Source organism: Rhodobacter sp. CZR27 (assembly GCF_002407205.1).
In the GTDB taxonomy this organism is placed as follows: Bacteria; Pseudomonadota; Alphaproteobacteria; order Rhodobacterales; family Rhodobacteraceae; genus Cereibacter_A.
Window position 1 is genome coordinate 1,890,089 of record NZ_CP023548.1, and the last position, 16,967, is coordinate 1,907,055.

The following is a 16,967-nucleotide window of genomic DNA, read 5'->3' on the forward strand; positions in this document are numbered from 1 at the left end:
GGCACCGATGTTCGAAAAGATCCTGATCGCCAACCGCGGCGAGATCGCCTTGCGCGTGATCCGCGCCTGCCAGGAGATGGGGATCAAGTCGGTCGCCGTCCATTCGACCGCGGATGCCGACGCCATGCACGTCCGCATGGCCGATGAAAGCGTCTGCATCGGCCCGGCCTCCTCGACCGAAAGCTACCTGAACAAGGCCTCGATCATCTCGGCCTGCGAGATCACCGGCGCCGAGGCCGTGCACCCGGGCTACGGATTCCTGAGCGAGAACGCGGCCTTCGCGCAGGCGCTGCAGGACCACGGCATCGATTTCATCGGCCCGACCGCGGACCACATCCGCATCATGGGCGACAAGATCACCGCCAAGGAGACGATGAAGGCGCTGGGCGTGCCCTGCGTTCCGGGTTCGGACGGCGGCGTGCCGGATTTCGAGACGGCGGTCACGGTGGCGACCTCCATCGGCTTCCCGGTCATCATCAAGGCCACCGCCGGCGGCGGCGGGCGCGGCATGAAGGTCGCCCGGACCGTGGAAGAGCTGGAAGTGGCCTTCCGGACCGCGCGCTCCGAGGCCAAGGCCGCCTTCGGCAACGACGAAGTCTACATGGAGAAATACCTCCAGCGGCCGCGCCACATCGAGATCCAGGTCTTCGGCGACGGCAAGGGGAAGGCCGTGCATCTGGGCGAGCGCGACTGCTCGCTGCAGCGCCGCCACCAGAAGGTGTTCGAGGAAGCCCCCGGCCCCGTCATCACGCCCGAGATGCGGGCGCATATCGGCAGGATCTGCGCCGATGCCGTGGCGCGGATCAACTACATCGGCGCCGGCACGATCGAGTTCCTCTACGAGGACGGAGAGTTCTACTTCATCGAGATGAACACCCGGCTGCAGGTGGAGCATCCGGTGACCGAGGCGATCTTCGGCGTGGACCTCGTGCGCGAACAGATCCGCGTGGCCGCCGGCCTGCCGATGTCCTTCGAGCAGGACCACCTCGAGATCAACGGCCATGCCATCGAGGTGCGGATCAACGCCGAGAAGCTGCCGAACTTCACGCCCTGCCCCGGCAAGGTGCGGGTGTTCCACGCGCCCGGCGGCCTCGGCGTGCGGATGGATTCGGCCCTTTATGGCGGCTATTCGATCCCGCCCTATTACGACAGCCTGATCGGCAAGCTGATCGTGCACGGCCGCGACCGGCCCGAGGCGCTGGCCCGTCTGAAGCGCGCGCTGGGAGAGCTGATCGTGGACGGCGTCGACACGACCGTGCCGCTGTTCCACGCGCTGCTGGCCGAGCCCGACATCCAGAACGGCGAATACAACATCCACTGGCTGGAAAAATGGCTCGCGGCCCAGTTCGGCTGAAGCCTCTCGCGGGCGGGGCATGACCCCGCCTGCGCTGACCCCACCCCTCCTGCTCCGCGCCTATGCTATGGGGATCTTCCCGATGGCCGAGTCGCGCGACGACCCCGAGATCCACTGGGTCGATCCCAAGCGGCGCGGCATCTTCCCGCTGGACGGCTTCCACATCTCGCGCAGCCTTGCCCGCCGCATCCGGCGGATGGACTGGCGGATCGGCATTGACGAGGATTTCGCCGCCACCGTCGAGGCTTGCGCCGCGCGCGAGGAAACCTGGATCAACGAGACGATCTTCCGGCTTTACCGCGATCTGCACGCGATGGGCCACGCCCATTCGCTCGAAGTGCGCGAGGGTGACGAGCTGATCGGCGGCGTCTATGGCGTGACACTCGGCCGGGCGTTCTTCGGCGAAAGCATGTTCTCTCGCCGCCGCGACGCCTCGAAGGTCGCGCTGGCCTTCCTGATCGACCGGCTGAAGGCCGGCGGGTTCACCCTGTTCGACACGCAGTTCCTGACGCCTCACCTCGCCTCGCTCGGCGCGATCGAGATCAGCCGGGCGGACTACCGCCGCCGTCTGGCCGCGGCCCTGACCGGTACGGCCGACTTCGATCCGCCGGGTTACTCCGCCGATCCCGCCTCGGTCGTGCAGCGCAGCAGCCAGACGTCATAGCGCGGATGGTCCAGCGCCGAGAGCGCGGGGCTTGAGGCGATCATCCAGCCAGAAAACACCGGATCGGCGGCGCGCGAATCGCGGATGGTCAAGTGCGCGAAGGCATCCGAGGCCGGGTCGGCCGCAGGATAGCGGCATTCGTCGAGCAGGATCGTCAGATGCCCGCTGACCGCAGCCTGCCCGGCGGACAGTTCCACGTCCGCGGTCTCTCCCGACATCTTGTCGAGCCAGCGGAGCAGCGCGCCGCTGCCCTCGGCGGTGCGGACATCCTGTGCCAGCGCCGGCGCCGAGATCAGCAGCAGGAGCGCCGCGAGGCGCTTCATCCGTCCTCGCCCTTCATCGCGTCCTCGGTGCCGGAGCCCACGAACTTCATCAGCAGCGAGATCAGGCTGACCGAGCCCTGCGTATCCTCGATCTCGTCGCCGGGGGCGAGGTTCTCCAGCGCGCCGCCGGGCACCAGTTCGACATAATTGCCGCCCAGCAGCCCTTCGGACGAGATCAGGATGGCGGAATCGGTCGGCAGTTCCACCCCCTGCTTCACCGAGACAGTGGCATCGGCGAAGAAGGTCTGTGGGTTGAGGGTCAGGTCCGTCACGGTGCCGACCTTCACGCCGGCAAGCCGGACGTCGGTGCCGACCGAGATCCCCTCGACCGAGCGGAAGCTGGCCTTCAGCGGATAGGTGCCGCTGTCACGTGAAAGCCCGGCCGTCTGGCCGGCATAAACGAGGAACGCTGCGGCCGCGGCGAGCACGGCCGCCCCCGCGAGAACTTCTGCACGATTTTCGGACATCACTCGGGCTGCCACGCCTCGTAGTCGCGCCGGGCGACGGGATCGGTGCGCCGGATCGAGCCGGGCGGGGCATAGGCGGCATCGGTGCCGGTCAGGTTCTCGACATGGGCCCTTTCCCAAGGCTTGTGCTTCAGCGGCCTGGAGGTCGGCGGATCCTCCCAGGTCGAGTGCAGCCAGCCGTGCCAGTCCGCCCCGATCCGGCTCGCCTCGATCTCGCCGTTGTAGATCACCCAGCGCCGCTTGCCGTCCCGGCTGGTGTAGAAGACGTTGCCCTGCTCGTCCTCGCCAACCTTGACGCCCTTGCGCCAGGTGAAGAGCTGGGTGCCAAGGGTCTGGCCGTCCCACCAGGTGACCGCACGCTTGAGAATGGACATCCGCGAGCCTCCGAATTCTGCTGCATCGATATGGCAAAAGCCGCCGCCGAGGTCCAGCGGGATCGGCAGAAAAGAAGAAGGCGGGCCAGATGCCCGCCTTTCCGAACCCTCCGCCGGTCAGCCGGCGGTGGCGTCCTTCTTCTTGACCTCGGTGTAGATCAGCAGAGGTTTCGCCCCGCTGTTCACCGCTTCCTCGTTCACGACCACCTCTTCCACGCCCTCGAGGCCGGGAAGCTCGAACATCGTGTCAAGCAGGATGTCCTCCATGATCGAGCGCAGGCCCCGCGCGCCGGTCTTGCGCTTGATCGCGCGCTTGGCGATGGCGGTCAGCGCGTCGCCGGTGAAGGTCAGCTTCACTCCCTCGATCTCGAACAGGCGCTGATACTGCTTGACCAGCGCGTTCTTCGGCTCGGTCAGGATGGTCACCAGCGCCGCCTCGTCGAGGTCCGTCAGCGTGGCGATCACCGGCAGACGGCCGACGAATTCCGGGATGAGGCCGAACTTCAGCAGATCCTCGGGCTCGAGTTCCTTGAACAGCTCGCCCACGCCCCGCGAGTCGGGATCCTTGACCTCGGCGCCAAAGCCGATGCCCGAGCCCTTGCCGCGCTGCGCAATGATCTTTTCCAGCCCGGCGAAGGCGCCGCCGCAGATGAACAGGATGTTCGTCGTGTCGACCTGCAGGAACTCCTGCTGCGGATGCTTGCGCCCACCCTGCGGGGGAACGCTCGCCACCGTGCCTTCCATGATCTTCAATAGCGCCTGCTGCACCCCCTCGCCCGAGACGTCGCGGGTGATCGAGGGGTTGTCCGACTTGCGGGTGATCTTGTCGACCTCGTCGATATAGACGATGCCGCGCTGCGCCCGCTCGACGTTGTATTCCGATGCCTGCAGAAGCTTGAGGATGATGTTCTCGACATCCTCGCCGACATAGCCCGCTTCGGTCAGCGTCGTCGCATCCGCCATGGTGAAGGGCACATCGAGGATGCGGGCCAGCGTCTGCGCGAGCAGCGTCTTGCCGCAGCCGGTCGGGCCGATCAGCAGGATGTTCGACTTCGACAGTTCGATGTCGTTCTTCGAGCTGTGATTGAGCCGCTTGTAGTGGTTGTGGACCGCAACCGAGAGCACGCGCTTGGCATGCATCTGGCCGATCACGTAATCGTCGAGGACCTTGCAGATCTCGCGCGGCGTCGGCACGCCATCGGCCGATTTCAGCCCGCTGGTCTTGGTTTCCTCGCGGATGATGTCCATGCAGAGCTCGACGCACTCATCGCAGATGAACACGGTCGGCCCTGCGATCAGCTTGCGCACCTCATGCTGGCTCTTGCCGCAGAAAGAGCAGTAGAGCGTGTTCTTGCTGTCGCTGCCAGAATTGTTAGCCATCGTCGTCCTCTGCCGTGCGCCTGCCTTGCGGCCTCCGGGCCCTGCGAAAAGTCTAGGACAAGGCCCCGACCTTCACAACGCCAAATCGCCCCCGCCGATCCGGGCCGGCGGGGGCCTGACGTCACTTCGACGTGTCGTCCATCTTGCCGCGGCTTTCCAGGATCTCGTCGATGAGCCCCCAGGCCTTGGCGTCTTCCGCCGACATGAAGTTGTCGCGTTCAAGCGCCGCCTCGACCGCTTCCAGCGGCTGGCCGGTGTGCCTCACGTAGATCTCGTTCAGCCGGCGCTTGAGCTTTTCGGTCTCGCGCGCGTGGATCATGATGTCCGTTGCCTGGCCCTGGTAGCCGCCCGAGGGCTGGTGCACCATCACGCGGCTGTTGGGCAGCGAGAAGCGCATCCCCTTCTCGCCCGCCGTCAGCAGAAGCGAGCCCATCGATGCCGCCTGACCGATCACCAGCGTCGAGACCTTCGGCTTGATGTACTGCATCGTGTCGTAGATCGACAGTCCGCTCGTCACCACGCCGCCGGGCGAGTTGATGTACATCGCGATTTCCTTCGAGGGATTCTCGGCCTCGAGGAACAGCAGCTGCGCGCAGATGAGCGACGACATGCCGTCATGCACCGGACCGGAGAGGAAGATGATCCGCTCCTTCAGCATGCGGCTGTAGATGTCATAGGCCCTTTCGCCCCGGCTGGTCTGTTCGACCACCATCGGCACGAGCGTGTTCATGTAGAGATCGATAGGGTCTTTCATGTGCGCCTGCTGTCCCGTGACATTTGCAAGGAGTATCTTCCACCAATTACCCGAGTCTTAGTGGCGCGCTCCCGCCCCCGCAAGGGCACGGGAGAAATGAGGCACGCCTCGGGCATCCGTCGCCCGGCGGGCACCCCCCTGGCCGGACTCGCCCGCGCCACGCGCCCTGGCCCGGGCGCGGCCGGGGCAATTCCGCCATCCATGGGGGCGCGAAGCTCAGGCGCGGAACTGCCGCCGGGCCAGCAGCACGCGGCTTGCGGCCGTCACGAAGCAGAGGGTGCCGAAAATCCAGGCAGCGGGGGCGAAGGCCTGCGGAAAAAGGCAGAGGAACAGGAAGAAGGCGATGGTCTCGCTGCCTTCGAGCAGCCCCGCCGTGAAATAGAGCGATTTCTCGCCCCGCGACCGTGTCTCGAGTCCGTTCCGCGCCGCCAGCACGGCGAAGCCGAGGAAGCTTGCGCCGTTGACGTAGAACGACGCCAGCAGGAAGGCGCCGGCCGCCCCGTTTGCCGGATCGCGCAGCACGAAGGCCAGGGGCACCGCGGCGTAGAACAGGAAGTCGCAGGTGATGTCGAGATAGCCGCCGAAGTCGGTCTTGCGCGTCGCGCGGGCGATGGCGCCGTCAAGCCCGTCCATCAGCCGGCCGATCAGCAAGGGGATCAGCGCGGCCCAGCCCGGCGCACCCGTCGCGATCAGCAGCGCGGCCAGCAGGCCGAAGCCCAGTCCCGCCAGCGTCACCGCGTCGGCGCGCCATCCGCGCGACGCCAGCGCGCGACCGACCCTGTCGAGCGGCGGATCGATCAGGCGACGCATCAGGCCGTCGAGCATGCGGACACCTCCGGTTTTCGACGTCTGTGGCGCAACATGGCGCCCGAGGCAACCGGCGGCCGTTGCGCAGGCGACCCGCCACGCGGTAATCCCAAGGGGCATGCCCATGAAGGAGAGCCGCATGATCGGACGCATCGTCGCCTCTGCGCTGGCCTGCCTCGCGGCGCTGGCACCTGCCGGATGGGCCGGCGACTGGGACGCCGTGCTGGCCGAGGCGCGGGGCCAGACCGTCTACTGGCACGCCTGGGGCGGCGACCCGAAGATCAACGCCTTCATCGACTGGGTGGGCGAGCAGGCCGAGGCGCGCCATGGCGTCACCCTGCAGCAGGTCAAGCTGGCCGATACCACCGATGCGGTGGCACGGGTTCTGGCCGAGAAGCAGGCGGGCCGAACCGAGGGCGGCGCCGTCGACCTGATCTGGATCAACGGCGAGAACTTCGCCGCGATGAAGGCGCGCGGGCTGCTGTCGGCGCCCTTTGCCGAAAGCCTGCCGAACTGGCGCTTCGTCCACGTGACGGGCAAGCCTGCCGTCGTCACCGACTTCACCGAGCCGACCGGCGGGCTGGAAAGTCCCTGGGCGATGGCGCAGCTCGTCTTCGAATACGACAGCGCCCGCCTTGCGGGGCCACCCCGCACGCTCGACGCGCTGCTGGACTGGATCCGGGCGAATCCCGGCCGGTTCACCTATCCCCAGCCGCCCGACTACCTCGGCACTACCTTCCTCAAGCAGGTGCTGATCGGCCTGGCCGAGGACCCGGCGGTGCTGCAGAAGCCGGTCGACCCGGCAAGCTACGACCGGATCACGGCGCCGCTCTGGCAGTGGCTCGATGCGGCGACGCCGCATCTGTGGCGCGAGGGCCGCGCCTATCCCGCGAACGAGCCCGCGCTGGGCCAGCTTCTGGCGGATGGCGAGGTGGCGATCGCCTTCGCCTTCAATCCCGGACGCGCCTCGGCCGCGATCGCGGCGGGCGAACTGGCCGACAGCGTGCGCACCTTCGTGCTCGAGGGCGGCACCATCGGCAATGCGAGCTTCGTCGCGATCCCGTTCAATGCGGCGCACGAGGCGGGGGCAAAAGTGATCGCGAACCTCCTCCTCGACCCCGGGGTGCAGGCCCGCGCGCAGGACCCGGCGGTTCTCGGCTTCCAGACCGTGCTGGACCTGGACGCCCTGCCCGAAGCCGACCGTGCCCGCTTCCAAGCGCTCGACCTCGGCGTGGCGACCCTCGGCCCGGCGGAACTGGGCCCTGCCCTGCTCGAGCCCCATGCCAGCTGGATGGACCGCATCGCCGAGGACTGGACGCGCCGCTACGGGACGGCGCGATGACCGCGGCCGGCGGCGGGCTGCTGCGGCAGGCGCCCCGGCTGACACTTCTGCTCGTGACAGGGCCGGTGCTGGCCGGGGTCGCGGGAACCGTGGCGCCTGCCTTCGGGCTGGGCGAGCGTCCCGGCCTTGACGCGTTCCGGGCGCTGGCCGGCTGGCCGGGCCTCGGCGCGGCGGTGCGGCTGTCGGTGACCACCGGCCTCGTCTCGACCGTTCTGGCGCTGGGGCTGACGCTCCTGATCCTTGCGCTGCTGCCCGGTAGCCGGGCGTTCCGCGCGACTCTCCGGCTGCTGTCGCCACTGCTTTCGGTGCCGCATGCCGCGGTGGCGCTGGGGCTTGCCTTCCTGATCGCGCCCTCGGGGTGGATCGCGCGGGCGCTTTCGCCCTGGGCGACCGGCTGGACCGAGCCACCCGACCTCCTGACGCTGAACGATCCCTGGGGCCTTGCCCTCGTGGCCGGGCTGGTGGCCAAGGAGGTCCCGTTCCTGCTGCTGATGTCCCTGGCCGCCCTGCCCCAGACCGACGCCGCTCGGCGGACGGTGCTGGCGGCAAGCCTCGGCTACGGCCGCATGGCCGGCTGGGTCTTCGGGGTGCTGCCGGCGCTTTACCGGCAGATCCGGCTGCCGGTCTATGCGGTGCTCGCCTATTCCATGACCGCCGTCGAAATGGCGATGATCCTCGGGCCGACCCGGCCACCGACGCTGTCGGTGCAGGTCGCGCTCTGGATGGCCGATCCGGCGTTGGCAGAGCGTGGGCGCGCGGCCGCGGCGGCGCTGCTGCAACTCGGGCTTGTCGCGGCCGCGCTCGCCGGCTGGTGCGCGGCCGAGGTTGCCGCCCGCCGCCTGCTGGTCGCGGGGGCGGTAGCCGGGCTGCGGGGCGCGCGGCTCGACGCGCTGCTTCGCCCGCTGGCGCTGGGCGGGGCGGGTCTGGTGGTGGCCGCAGTCGGCCTTGGCCTCGGCGGGCTTGCGCTCTGGTCCGTCGCCGGGCTCTGGAGCTTTCCCGACGCGCTGCCCTCCGCCTTCAGCCTGCGGACATGGGCCGCCGCGGCGCCCGATCTTGCAGGACGGACCGTGCTGACGCTCGGCATCGCCGCCGCGACCGCCGGGATCGCGCTGGCGCTGGCGCTTGCTTGCCTCGAGGCCGAGGCGCGCCACGGTCTTCGGCCCTCGCCGGCGGCCATGGCCGCGCTTTACCTGCCGCTGATCGTGCCGCAGGTGGCCTTCCTGCCCGGGCTTCAGGTCGCGGCCCTCGGGCTGGGGCTCGACGGCTCGGCGGTGGCCGTGGCGGCCGTCCATCTCGTCTTCGTGCTGCCCTACGTGTTCCTGTCGCTGTCGGCGCCCTACCGGGCGTGGGACGGCCGAATCGCCACGGCCGCGGCGACGCTCGGTGCGACCCCCGGCCGGATCTTCTGGCGCCTGCGGCTGCCCATGCTGCTGCGCCCGGTCCTGACCGCGCTGGCGGTGGGAGCTGCTGTCTCGGTCGGGCAATACCTGCCGACGCTGCTGATCGGCGGCGGCCGCGTGGCCACACTGACGACCGAGGCGGTGGCGCTGGCGTCGGGCGGCAACCGCCGCATCGTCGGCACCTATGCGCTGCTGCAGATGGTCCTGCCCGCGGCGGGCTTCGCCCTCGCGCTGATGCTGCCTGCGCTTGCCTTCCGACACCGGCGCGGGATGGCCGCGGCATGAGGGGGCTGCGCCTCGACCGCCTGCGCGTGATGCGCGGCGAGGCGGCGCTGGTCGATCTCGACCTCACCGTCGCGCCGGGCGAGGTCCTGTCCATCATGGGCCCCTCGGGCTCGGGCAAGTCCACGGCACTCGCCGCGATCATCGGCACGCTCGATCCGGTCTTCCGGATGGGCGGGCGCATCCTGCTGGATGGCCGGGACGTGACGCCTCTGCCGACCCACGCTCGCCGCATCGGGCTGCTGATGCAGGAGGACGTGCTGTTTCCCCATCTCTCGGTCGGCGGCAACCTCGGCTTCGCGCTGCCGCCCGGCCTGCCCCGGCCGGAACGGCGGGCGCGGATCGAGGAGGCGCTGGAACAGGCGGGTCTGGGCGGATCGGCCGCGCGCGATCCTGCGACGCTTTCGGGTGGCCAGCGCGCCCGCGTCGCGCTGCTCAGGACGCTTCTGGCGGAACCCGGGGCATTGCTGCTGGACGAGCCGTTCTCCTCGCTCGATGCGGAGCTTCGTGCGCAGATCCGCCAGTTCGTGCTGGACCGCGCGCGGGAGCGGGGTCTGCCGGTCGTCCTCGTCACCCACGAGCCCGAGGATGCGCGCGCGGCAGGCGGCCCGGTCGTCTCGCCCTTGGGAACAAGGCTTGCACCATGGGGATTGCCCGGCTAATCCCGCGCAGGTTGTGACCAAGGAGGCCGGCCCATGGCAGCCCCATCTCTCTTCTTACACGCCGTCGGCGGCCGGCTGACAAGGCTGGTGCCGGTGATGCTGCTCTCGGGTTGCATCGTCGTGCCGATTCCGATTCCCGTGCCCACCAGTGCCGACACCCGCGCCGTCCCGCTCGTCTGGAGCAATCAGCGCGATCCGGGCAAGGCTCCCGCCTCCTCGCGCTGTCCGGCGCCCGCCGAAGAAGCGGCCGCCCGTGACCGCGTCGTCGCGCTGACCAACGCGGCCCGGCGCGAGTCGGGGCTTGCGCCCCTTCAGCCATCGCAGCGCCTCGACAGGGTCGCGCATGGCCACGCCTGCGACATGGCCGCCCGAGGCACCTTCAGCCATGCCGGCTCCGACGGCTCCGACCTCGGGCTTCGGATGCGGCGCGGCAACTACGCCTACCGGATGGGCGCCGAGAACGTCGCCAAGGGCTTCGATACGCCCGAGAGGCTGGTTTCCGGCTGGATGAACTCGCCCGGTCACCGCGCCAACATCCTGCAGCCCAAGGCGCGGGAGGTCGGCGTCGGGCTGGCCCGTCCGGCGGGCGACCGGCCCTACTGGGTGATGGTGCTCGGCGCGCCGCGCTAGCGCGCGAGCACCAGTTCGGCCCTGAGCCCGCCCAGCGTCTCGCTCTCGCCCAGCCGCAGCGCGCCGCCGTGGCTGCGGGCGATGTCCTTGGCGATGGTGAGCCCGAGCCCCACGCCACCGCCCCGGTTGGGATTGCGCGCCGTATCGAGCCGGGTGAAGGGCCGCAGGGCTTCCTCGCGCCGGTCGCGCGGAATGCCGGGGCCGTCGTCCTCGACCACGATCCGCAGGGCGCGGTCGGTGAGCGTCACCGATACCTCCGCGCGCGAGCCGTAGCGGACCGCGTTGCCGACGAGGTTCTCGACCGCCCGGGCCACGGCCGCCGGGCGCAGCCGCATCGCGCCCTGTCCCTCTGCCCGCGCCAGCGTCACCCGCTGGCCCAGCCGCTGCGCGTTCTCGACCACCCGGGCCACCAGAGCCAGTGGGTCCACCTCCTCCGCCTCCTCCAGCGCGTCGCCGCGCACGAAGGACAGGAACTCGTCCACCAGCCGCTCCATGTCGGCCACGTCGCGCAGCAGCTCCTCGGACTCGTCCGGGTCCGACAGCATCGACAGGCCCAGCCGCAACCGGGTCAGCGGCGTCCGGAGGTCGTGGCTGACGCCCGAGAGCATCAGCGTGCGCTGCTCGATCTGCCGCTCGATCCGCGCCCGCATCTCGACGAAGGCCGTGCCTGCCGCCCGCACCTCCAGCGCGCCCCGCGGCCGATAGGGAATGTGCCGTCCCTTGCCGAAGGCCTCGGCGGCATCCGCCAGCCGCTTGATCGGACGAAGCTGGTTGGACAGGAACAGATAGGCGATCACCGTCATCAGGATCGAGGTCACGATCATCAGCACCAGAAGCTGGTGCGGGTTCGAGGCGGAGACCCGCCGCCGGTCGACCGCCACCGACATCGGCCCCGCTCCGGTCCCGAGCAGCAGCCACACCTCGTTGTCGGAACGCTGGAGATCCACCGCCCCCATCTCGGGCAAGCCGCCCCGCAGCGTGAGGATGAGCTGCCGTCCCGACAGGTCCCAGGCATCGCGCCGGTCCTCAGACGCCTGCCAGCTTGCCGGCAGCTCCACGGAGAATTCCAGCGCCCGGGCGACTGCCGCGGCACGGGCCTGCGCTTCCGCCGGCGACGGCGCCTTCGCAACCTCGTCGATCAGGTGGCGCAGCTCGACCATCAGCCCGCGCGCCATCTGCCGGGTCACGCCCTCGTAATGCCGCTGGATGAAGGCTATGGATATGACAAGCTGGATCGTGACGATCGGCACGATCAGGATAAGGGCGGCGCGGCCATAGAGGCTGCGCGGAACGACGGTCTTGAGCGGAGCGAACATGGGCCAAGCCTATCCCCCGTCCGAAAGCGAGGGAAGAGCGATGGAGGAGAGGCCGGTCCCCGGAGCCTGCGTCTGGCTGGAGCCCGGGCTGCGGCGCGTGCTGGCGCCCAACCCCTCGCCCATGACGCACTGGGGAACAAACAGCTACATTCTGGGTGAGGGCGAGGTCGCCGTGATCGATCCCGGCCCGGACCTTCCCGCGCATCGCGATGCGCTTCTTGCGGCGCTCCGGCCCGGCGAGCGGATCTCGGTGATCCTGGTCACCCATGCCCATCGCGACCACAGCCCCCTCGCCCTGCCCCTCGCCGCCCTCGTGCGGACCGAGGTCCTCGCCTTCGGCCCGGCCGACGCCGGACGTAGCCCCCGGATGGCGGAGCTTGCGGCCGAGGGCATCGGCGGCGGGGAAGGAGTCGACGCCGGATTCGCGCCGCACCGCTGCCTCTCCGACGGCGAGCGCGTCTGTGGTCCGGACTGGGAGATCGAGGCCCTGCACACGCCCGGCCACTTCGGAAACCACCTCTGCTTCGCCTGGGGTGACCGCTGCTTTTCCGGCGACCACGCCATGGGCTGGGCATCGTCCCTCGTCTCTCCCCCGGATGGCGACATGGGCGCCTACATGGCCTCGCTGGAGCGGCTGGCGCGGCGACCGTGGCGCGTGCTTCATCCGGGCCACGGCGCGCCCGTGACGGATCCCGCGCACCGGCTCGCCTGGTTGGCCTCCCACCGCCGCGAGCGGGAAGCCTCGTTGCTCGCCACGCTCGCCCAGGGCCCTGCGACCCTCAAGGATCTGACGGGCCGGGTCTATGCCGACACCCCGTCCGAGCTGCTTCCCGCCGCCGCGCGCAACCTCCTCGCCCATCTGATCCACCTTACGGAGCGGGGGGCAGTGACCGCCGGCCCGGGGACGCTGGAGGACGCGATCTACACGATGCTCGACGACGACAGGCGAAGGTGAAAAAAATTCCAAATGCCTCTGGACGCCCCCGATGACGCTTGCTATACGGCCCCCGTGTTCCGGCGTAGCTCAGCGGTAGAGCAGTTGACTGTTAATCAATTGGTCGTAGGTTCGATCCCTACCGCCGGAGCCAAAATCTCGAAAGAGATCAGCTACATAAGAGAAGCCCGCCGCTGGCGGGCTTTCTTGTGTTTGTGGCTGGGGAACAGCGGGGGAACAGGGGCGCGAAGCCCGGCCACCCTACCCCTAACCGGTGTGGCACGGCGCGCATAAGCGACGAATCACGCCGCCTTTTCCACCCGGCAATCTCCCAGCACAGTTCCATGAACGGCTTGGCGCAGGTCGAGCCTTCGAGGATGCCGTCGTCGTCGGCGAAGATGGCTAGGATCGCGAGGTCCTCCAAGGTTGTCGGCCGGATCTTGGCGGCTTCCTCCTCTATCGCGCGAAAACGATCCCACAGCGCGATCGCTTCTGGGCTGTGGTCGGGTGAAGTGTCTGCGATGTATGCCGCCCGCGCGGTCTGCCAGTCGGCGTAGAGGGTGCGGAGATCGGACATCATTCCGCCTCCCTCTGAACGCGGCGTTGCGCGTCGGCCAGATCGTTCAGCGCGTCGGTCAGATCCCGAACCTTCGCCTCGATCTCGAATGTCAGGGCTTCAACGGCAGCGCGGGCCGAAGCGTCGTCGGCGCACTGCGCCGCCTCGTTGGCGATGACCAGTGCTTGCACCAGTCCATTCAGCCGGATGGCGTCCAAGCTCAGGCCATCAAGTGTCTTGGTAGTCATTTTGGGCTTCCTTGCGTATGGTCAGTTTGTGCGGTATCAACAGAAACTAGTGATACGCCCGGTCTTGACGCGGGTCAACAGAAAATATTGATAGACATGAATCCAGCACAATGCCGGGCGGCACGCGCCCTTATCGGGATGACGCAGCCAGAGCTTGCCGCGGCCGCATCTGTCGGCCTTTCCACGATTGTTGACTTCGAGAAGGATCGGAGGAAGGTTGCCGGGCCGTCGACGGACGCGATCCGGGCAGCATTGGAGGCGGCCGGCGTCGAGTTCATCCCAGAGAACGGCGGCGGCGCAGGCGTGAGGTTGAAAAAGGCCGGTTCCTAATGAGTTTGAGATTCCCGCCGAGGCCGGGGTTGATTGTTATCTGCGACTACACCACGGGGTTTCGCGAGCCTGAGATGGTCAAAGAGCGTCTCGCCGTTGTCGTTTCCCCTAGACTGCCGCATAGGGATGGGCTGTGTACCGTTGTTCCACTGAGTACCACGGCGTCGCGCTCAGGCATTCGGTACCAGTGCCGTGTTGAGTTGCCGATGCCCGCTCCCGCCCCCTACGCAGGGACGATCAAATGGGCAAAATGCGACATGTTGGCGACCCTTTCGTATACCAGGATGCAACTTCCCTTCACCGGCAGAGACAGGACCACCGGAAAACGAAAGTATCTTCAGATCGTTCTTGAAGCCGAGCAGATGGCGAAGGTGCGAACGGCGATGTTGCACGCTCTCGGACTGGAATCCTTGACAGAGAAGGACTGACACGCCATTTAGTGCTAGTCTGCGCTCACGTCCATCGTGGTGCGCCTCAAGTCCACCTCAGGGTGGCGGACCTATGTAGGATGAAACCAAATCCGAATGGTTGTCAGCCCCGCTTTCCGAAGCGGGGCTTTTCTTATCTTGGCCCCGCGGCGGATGAGTTGTCGCGCCACGCCGGTAGTAGCCCGCCAGGCTCGCGTTGCTGATCTTGCCCGTGGCGTGCTTGTGCCGGGTCGCGCAGGATCGGGAACAGAACGTCTTCCCCCGCCGCGCCACCGGCTTGCCGCAGATCGGGCAGGACGGCCGCACCGGCACCGGGCGCTCGATCGGCACCTTCGCCGCCCGGTCGCGCGCGTGCCTTGCCGCCGACTGGCAGCGGCCAGAACAGAACAGCGCGTCCACCCGCCGCTCGGTCGGGATCGGCTCGCCGCAATGGGTGCAGATCCGGCCCGCCTTCGCCTCTCGCCTCGCCTCGGCCGTCAAGCCGTTCATCGCGGCGTTCAGGCAGCGCCGCGTGCAGTAGATCCGCCGCGGGTCGGCATCGTCGGGGATGACCTTGCCGCAGTGCTCGCAGCGCCGGGCGAAGTCCATCACAGGGACCGGATCGCGACCTCGGCCGCCTCGCCGTCACGCGCGGCCTTGATGCGCGCCACCTTCGCGTGATGCGCGGCGCCGCAGAGGCTTGAACAGAACTTGTGGTGTCCGTCCGGCAGCGGAGTGCCGCACCGGATGCAGCGGGTCCGCTCGATCAGGGCGCCGCCTTCCACCGTCCACTCGGGTTGCCCCTGGTTCCAGTCCGGCCGCTTTGCCTTGATACGATCCAGCGCCGCACCCACCAGCGCCGCCGCCGCTTCGTCCGCAGAGGCCCACCGCCAGCCCTGCAAACACAAGGTGGCCCGGATGCCGTGGCGAAACGGCCCCTCATAGGCGAAGACCGAAGCCGCGCGGCCTTCGGCGAAGGCGGTCAGCATGGCGATTGCCATCCGCCGCACCAGCACGTCGGCGCGGACCTTGGCGATCCGCTCGCGCCGTGCATCCCGCTCGCGGCGGGTCAAGGCGCGCTGCATCTCCAAAGCCGCGGGTGTCATCATCAGCATGGCGGTCTCCCTCAGATGAACAGGAAGCCGGCTTCGCGGCTCTCGTAGGGTGACGGTGCGGTTTCCGCGGCGAGGATGCGGCCCACGGCCATGGCGGCAGCGACGGCCCCGTCGATCCGGCCCCGTGCCTTCGCCTTGGTGAACTTCTCGTTCTCGGCCGCGTCCTTCTCGGCCACCACGTTGCCGAAGCACATGCGCAGGAGCGGGTTGCCGCCGTGCCGGAAGTGACCGGCGAGGATCGCCCGCTTCAATTCCTTGACCGGCGCGGCCATGCTGACCATGCCCTGCCCGAACTGGTTGATGGTGAAGCCGCGCTCTTGCAGCGCCGTGTTGACGGCGGTCGAGTTCCAGCGGTCGATAGCCACCTCCTGGACGCCATACCGCTCGCCCAGGTCGGCGACGTGCTCCACGATGGCGGAATGATCCACCACGTTGCCGGGCGTCAGCGTGAGGAAGCCGGCCTCGGCCCACCGCAGATAGTCGGCGCGGTCCTTCTCGGCCTTCAGCGCGAGGTTGGCCTCGGGCAGGAAGAACATCGGCAGCACGTCGTAGCGCCGCGCCTCACCGTCGCCTTCGGGGAACACCGCGACCACGGCCGTCAGGTCTTCGACGCTCGACAGGTCCACGCCCAGCCAGCACGCCCGGCCGGTCAGATCCGCCGCGGGCGTCATGTCTTCGGCCCGGTCATAGATCTCGAGCGCGAGCCATGGCTCGGCGGCGCCCTCCTGCCACAGATTCAGGTGGAACCGCTTGAAGTCGGCGATCTCGGCCGGGAAGTGCTCGATCCGCCGCGCCTTCGTCCGCAGCTCATGCAGCGATAGGAAGCCGGCATCGATCGCCGGGTTCGCCGCCCGCCATGCCGCTTCATCGCGCCAGTCCGCATCCGGCTCGGCCGCCAGGATGATCGGCGCAAAGGTCGGGTCGTCCACCTCACCGGAGGCAACCTTGTGCGAGTACGCCCACATGTCGGCAGCAAGCCCGCCCGTGCCCTCGCCGGCCGTGGTGATGATGACCGTGAGCGGGTTCGACCGCTTCACCATGGAGTCGGTGACGGTCTTGAACAGCTTCCTGCCCTCGGCCGTCGGCCATGCGTGGATCTCGTCGGCGAGGAAGAACGAGACGTTCAGGCCGTGCTTGCTGTAGGCCTCCGACGAGATGGCCTTCAGCGTGCTCTTCGTCTTCGGGTGCGACAGGAGCTTCCGGCTCTCCACGGGGCGCACGCGCGCCGCCAGAGCGTCTTCCTGAAGGATGAACTGGTGCGCCGCGTTGAAGGCAATTCCCGCGTTCTCGCGGTCGGCGGCAGCCATGACGACTTGCCCGCCGGCCTCGGCCTCCGGCCCCATGAAGTGCGCGAGGCTGATCGCGCTGGCCAGCGTCGTCTTCGCGTTGCCTCTCGGAATCCAGATGCAGGCGATCCGCACCATGGGACTGCCGTCCTCGTTCACCGGCCCGTAGATGCGCCGGATAATCGCCTCTTGGAACGGATGCAGCTTGAACGGCTCGCCCGCGAAGTCGCCCTCCCAGAGCGAGAGATTGCGGACGAAGCGGCAGATCCGCTCGGCGCGGCCGGTCGGGTCGGGATAGAGGCTCGGATCGGGGTTGAAGAGCGGGCTGGCCATGAT

At 68.5% G+C, this 16,967-nt stretch carries 21 protein-coding genes and 1 tRNA gene; 10 read left to right on the forward strand and 12 right to left on the reverse strand.

The window, feature by feature from the left end:
• Positions 1-7 precede the first annotated feature (7 nt).
• Together accC and aat are read left to right on the forward strand one after the other, a co-directional pair.
• Positions 8-1,354 (forward strand): acetyl-CoA carboxylase biotin carboxylase subunit, encoded by a 1,347-nt coding sequence (gene accC, locus CK951_RS09175; protein WP_096785856.1) that lies wholly within the window; start codon positions 8-10, stop codon positions 1,352-1,354.
• 19 nt (positions 1,355-1,373) lie between these two features.
• Positions 1,374-2,018 (forward strand): leucyl/phenylalanyl-tRNA--protein transferase, encoded by a 645-nt coding sequence (gene aat / locus CK951_RS09180; RefSeq protein ID WP_096785857.1) that lies wholly within the window; start codon positions 1,374-1,376, stop codon positions 2,016-2,018.
• Here the strand turns inward: aat and CK951_RS09185 are convergent.
• The 6 genes from CK951_RS09185 to CK951_RS09210 form a co-directional block, all read right to left on the reverse strand.
• Positions 1,967-2,341 carry a DUF2155 domain-containing protein gene (locus CK951_RS09185; protein ID WP_096785858.1) on the reverse strand — a complete coding sequence of 125 codons (375 nt, stop codon included), beginning with the start codon at positions 2,339-2,341 and terminating at the stop codon, positions 1,967-1,969. The two genes, aat and CK951_RS09185, sit on opposite strands and share 52 nt — an antisense overlap.
• Complete coding sequence (mlaD, locus tag CK951_RS09190) at positions 2,338-2,808, reverse strand: outer membrane lipid asymmetry maintenance protein MlaD (RefSeq protein ID WP_096785859.1); 471 nt, start codon at positions 2,806-2,808, stop codon at positions 2,338-2,340. Before mlaD ends, CK951_RS09185 begins: the two co-directional genes overlap by 4 nt.
• Positions 2,808-3,182, reverse strand: a complete 375-nt coding sequence (locus CK951_RS09195; protein ID WP_096785860.1) for an NADH:ubiquinone oxidoreductase subunit NDUFA12 — start codon at positions 3,180-3,182, stop codon at positions 2,808-2,810. Before CK951_RS09195 ends, mlaD begins: the two co-directional genes overlap by 1 nt.
• A 117-nt stretch (positions 3,183-3,299) precedes the next feature.
• Positions 3,300-4,562, reverse strand: coding sequence for an ATP-dependent Clp protease ATP-binding subunit ClpX (gene clpX / locus CK951_RS09200; protein WP_096785861.1), 1,263 nt, complete (start codon positions 4,560-4,562; stop codon positions 3,300-3,302).
• Positions 4,563-4,683: 121 nt separating this feature from the next.
• Positions 4,684-5,316: an ATP-dependent Clp protease proteolytic subunit gene (locus CK951_RS09205; protein ID WP_096785862.1), complete on the reverse strand. Its 633-nt coding sequence runs from the start codon at positions 5,314-5,316 to the stop codon at positions 4,684-4,686.
• A gap of 216 nt (positions 5,317-5,532) precedes the next feature.
• A complete protein-coding gene (locus tag CK951_RS09210) occupies positions 5,533-6,141 on the reverse strand; it encodes a CDP-alcohol phosphatidyltransferase family protein (RefSeq protein ID WP_096785863.1) in 609 nt (202 codons plus the stop codon).
• A 121-nt stretch (positions 6,142-6,262) separates the two neighbouring features.
• Here CK951_RS09210 and CK951_RS09215 point away from each other — a divergent pair, with 121 nt between their 5' ends.
• From CK951_RS09215 to CK951_RS09230, 4 genes are all read left to right on the forward strand, one after another.
• Positions 6,263-7,465: an ABC transporter substrate-binding protein gene (locus CK951_RS09215; RefSeq protein ID WP_096785864.1), complete on the forward strand. Its 1,203-nt coding sequence runs from the start codon at positions 6,263-6,265 to the stop codon at positions 7,463-7,465.
• Complete coding sequence (locus tag CK951_RS09220; protein WP_096785865.1) at positions 7,462-9,150, forward strand: ABC transporter permease; 1,689 nt, start codon at positions 7,462-7,464, stop codon at positions 9,148-9,150. The genes CK951_RS09215 and CK951_RS09220 overlap by 4 nt, the downstream gene beginning before the upstream one ends.
• Positions 9,147-9,809 (forward strand): ATP-binding cassette domain-containing protein, encoded by a 663-nt coding sequence (locus CK951_RS09225; protein WP_096785866.1) that lies wholly within the window; start codon positions 9,147-9,149, stop codon positions 9,807-9,809. The genes CK951_RS09220 and CK951_RS09225 overlap by 4 nt, the downstream gene beginning before the upstream one ends.
• 96 nt (positions 9,810-9,905) lie before the next feature.
• A complete protein-coding gene (locus CK951_RS09230) occupies positions 9,906-10,439 on the forward strand; it encodes a CAP domain-containing protein (protein WP_157764529.1) in 534 nt (177 codons plus the stop codon).
• Here CK951_RS09230 and CK951_RS09235 read toward each other — a convergent pair.
• Positions 10,436-11,755, reverse strand: coding sequence for an ATP-binding protein (locus tag CK951_RS09235; RefSeq protein ID WP_096785868.1), 1,320 nt, complete (start codon positions 11,753-11,755; stop codon positions 10,436-10,438). The genes CK951_RS09230 and CK951_RS09235 overlap by 4 nt on opposite strands.
• Positions 11,756-11,795: 40 nt before the next feature.
• Here CK951_RS09235 and CK951_RS09240 point away from each other — a divergent pair, with 40 nt between their 5' ends.
• Together CK951_RS09240 and CK951_RS09245 are read left to right on the forward strand one after the other, a co-directional pair.
• Complete coding sequence (locus CK951_RS09240) at positions 11,796-12,710, forward strand: MBL fold metallo-hydrolase (protein ID WP_232520599.1); 915 nt, start codon at positions 11,796-11,798, stop codon at positions 12,708-12,710.
• A gap of 58 nt (positions 12,711-12,768) precedes the next feature.
• Positions 12,769-12,843 (forward strand) — tRNA-Asn (locus tag CK951_RS09245).
• Between the two features lie 15 nt (positions 12,844-12,858).
• Here the strand turns inward: CK951_RS09245 and CK951_RS09250 are convergent.
• Together CK951_RS09250 and CK951_RS09255 are read right to left on the reverse strand one after the other, a co-directional pair.
• Entirely contained in the window at positions 12,859-13,269 is a 411-nt protein-coding gene (locus tag CK951_RS09250) for a hypothetical protein (protein WP_096785869.1), read from the reverse strand.
• Positions 13,266-13,493, reverse strand: coding sequence for a hypothetical protein (locus CK951_RS09255; RefSeq protein ID WP_096785870.1), 228 nt, complete (start codon positions 13,491-13,493; stop codon positions 13,266-13,268). The genes CK951_RS09250 and CK951_RS09255 overlap by 4 nt, the downstream gene beginning before the upstream one ends.
• Before the next feature lie 96 nt (positions 13,494-13,589).
• On the opposite strand from CK951_RS09255, the gene CK951_RS09260 reads away from it, so the two are divergent.
• Positions 13,590-13,823, forward strand: a complete 234-nt coding sequence (locus tag CK951_RS09260) for a DNA-binding transcriptional regulator (protein ID WP_198402443.1) — start codon at positions 13,590-13,592, stop codon at positions 13,821-13,823.
• Positions 13,824-13,897: 74 nt separating this feature from the next.
• On the forward strand, positions 13,898-14,251 hold the full coding sequence (locus CK951_RS22075; RefSeq protein ID WP_394341567.1) for a type II toxin-antitoxin system PemK/MazF family toxin: 354 nt from the start codon (positions 13,898-13,900) through the stop codon (positions 14,249-14,251).
• Positions 14,252-14,308: 57 nt separating this feature from the next.
• Here the strand turns inward: CK951_RS22075 and CK951_RS21005 are convergent, their stop codons facing one another.
• Genes CK951_RS21005 through CK951_RS09280 form a run of 3 tightly spaced genes read right to left on the reverse strand, consistent with a single transcriptional unit; the run spans position 14,309 to position 16,964 of the window.
• Positions 14,309-14,839, reverse strand: coding sequence for a hypothetical protein (locus CK951_RS21005; protein ID WP_157764531.1), 531 nt, complete (start codon positions 14,837-14,839; stop codon positions 14,309-14,311).
• Positions 14,839-15,345 carry a hypothetical protein gene (locus CK951_RS09275; RefSeq protein ID WP_096785873.1) on the reverse strand — a complete coding sequence of 169 codons (507 nt, stop codon included), beginning with the start codon at positions 15,343-15,345 and terminating at the stop codon, positions 14,839-14,841. Before CK951_RS09275 ends, CK951_RS21005 begins: the two co-directional genes overlap by 1 nt.
• 11 nt (positions 15,346-15,356) lie before the next feature.
• Entirely contained in the window at positions 15,357-16,964 is a 1,608-nt protein-coding gene (locus CK951_RS09280) for a terminase large subunit (protein WP_096785874.1), read from the reverse strand.
• Positions 16,965-16,967: the final 3 nt, after the last annotated feature.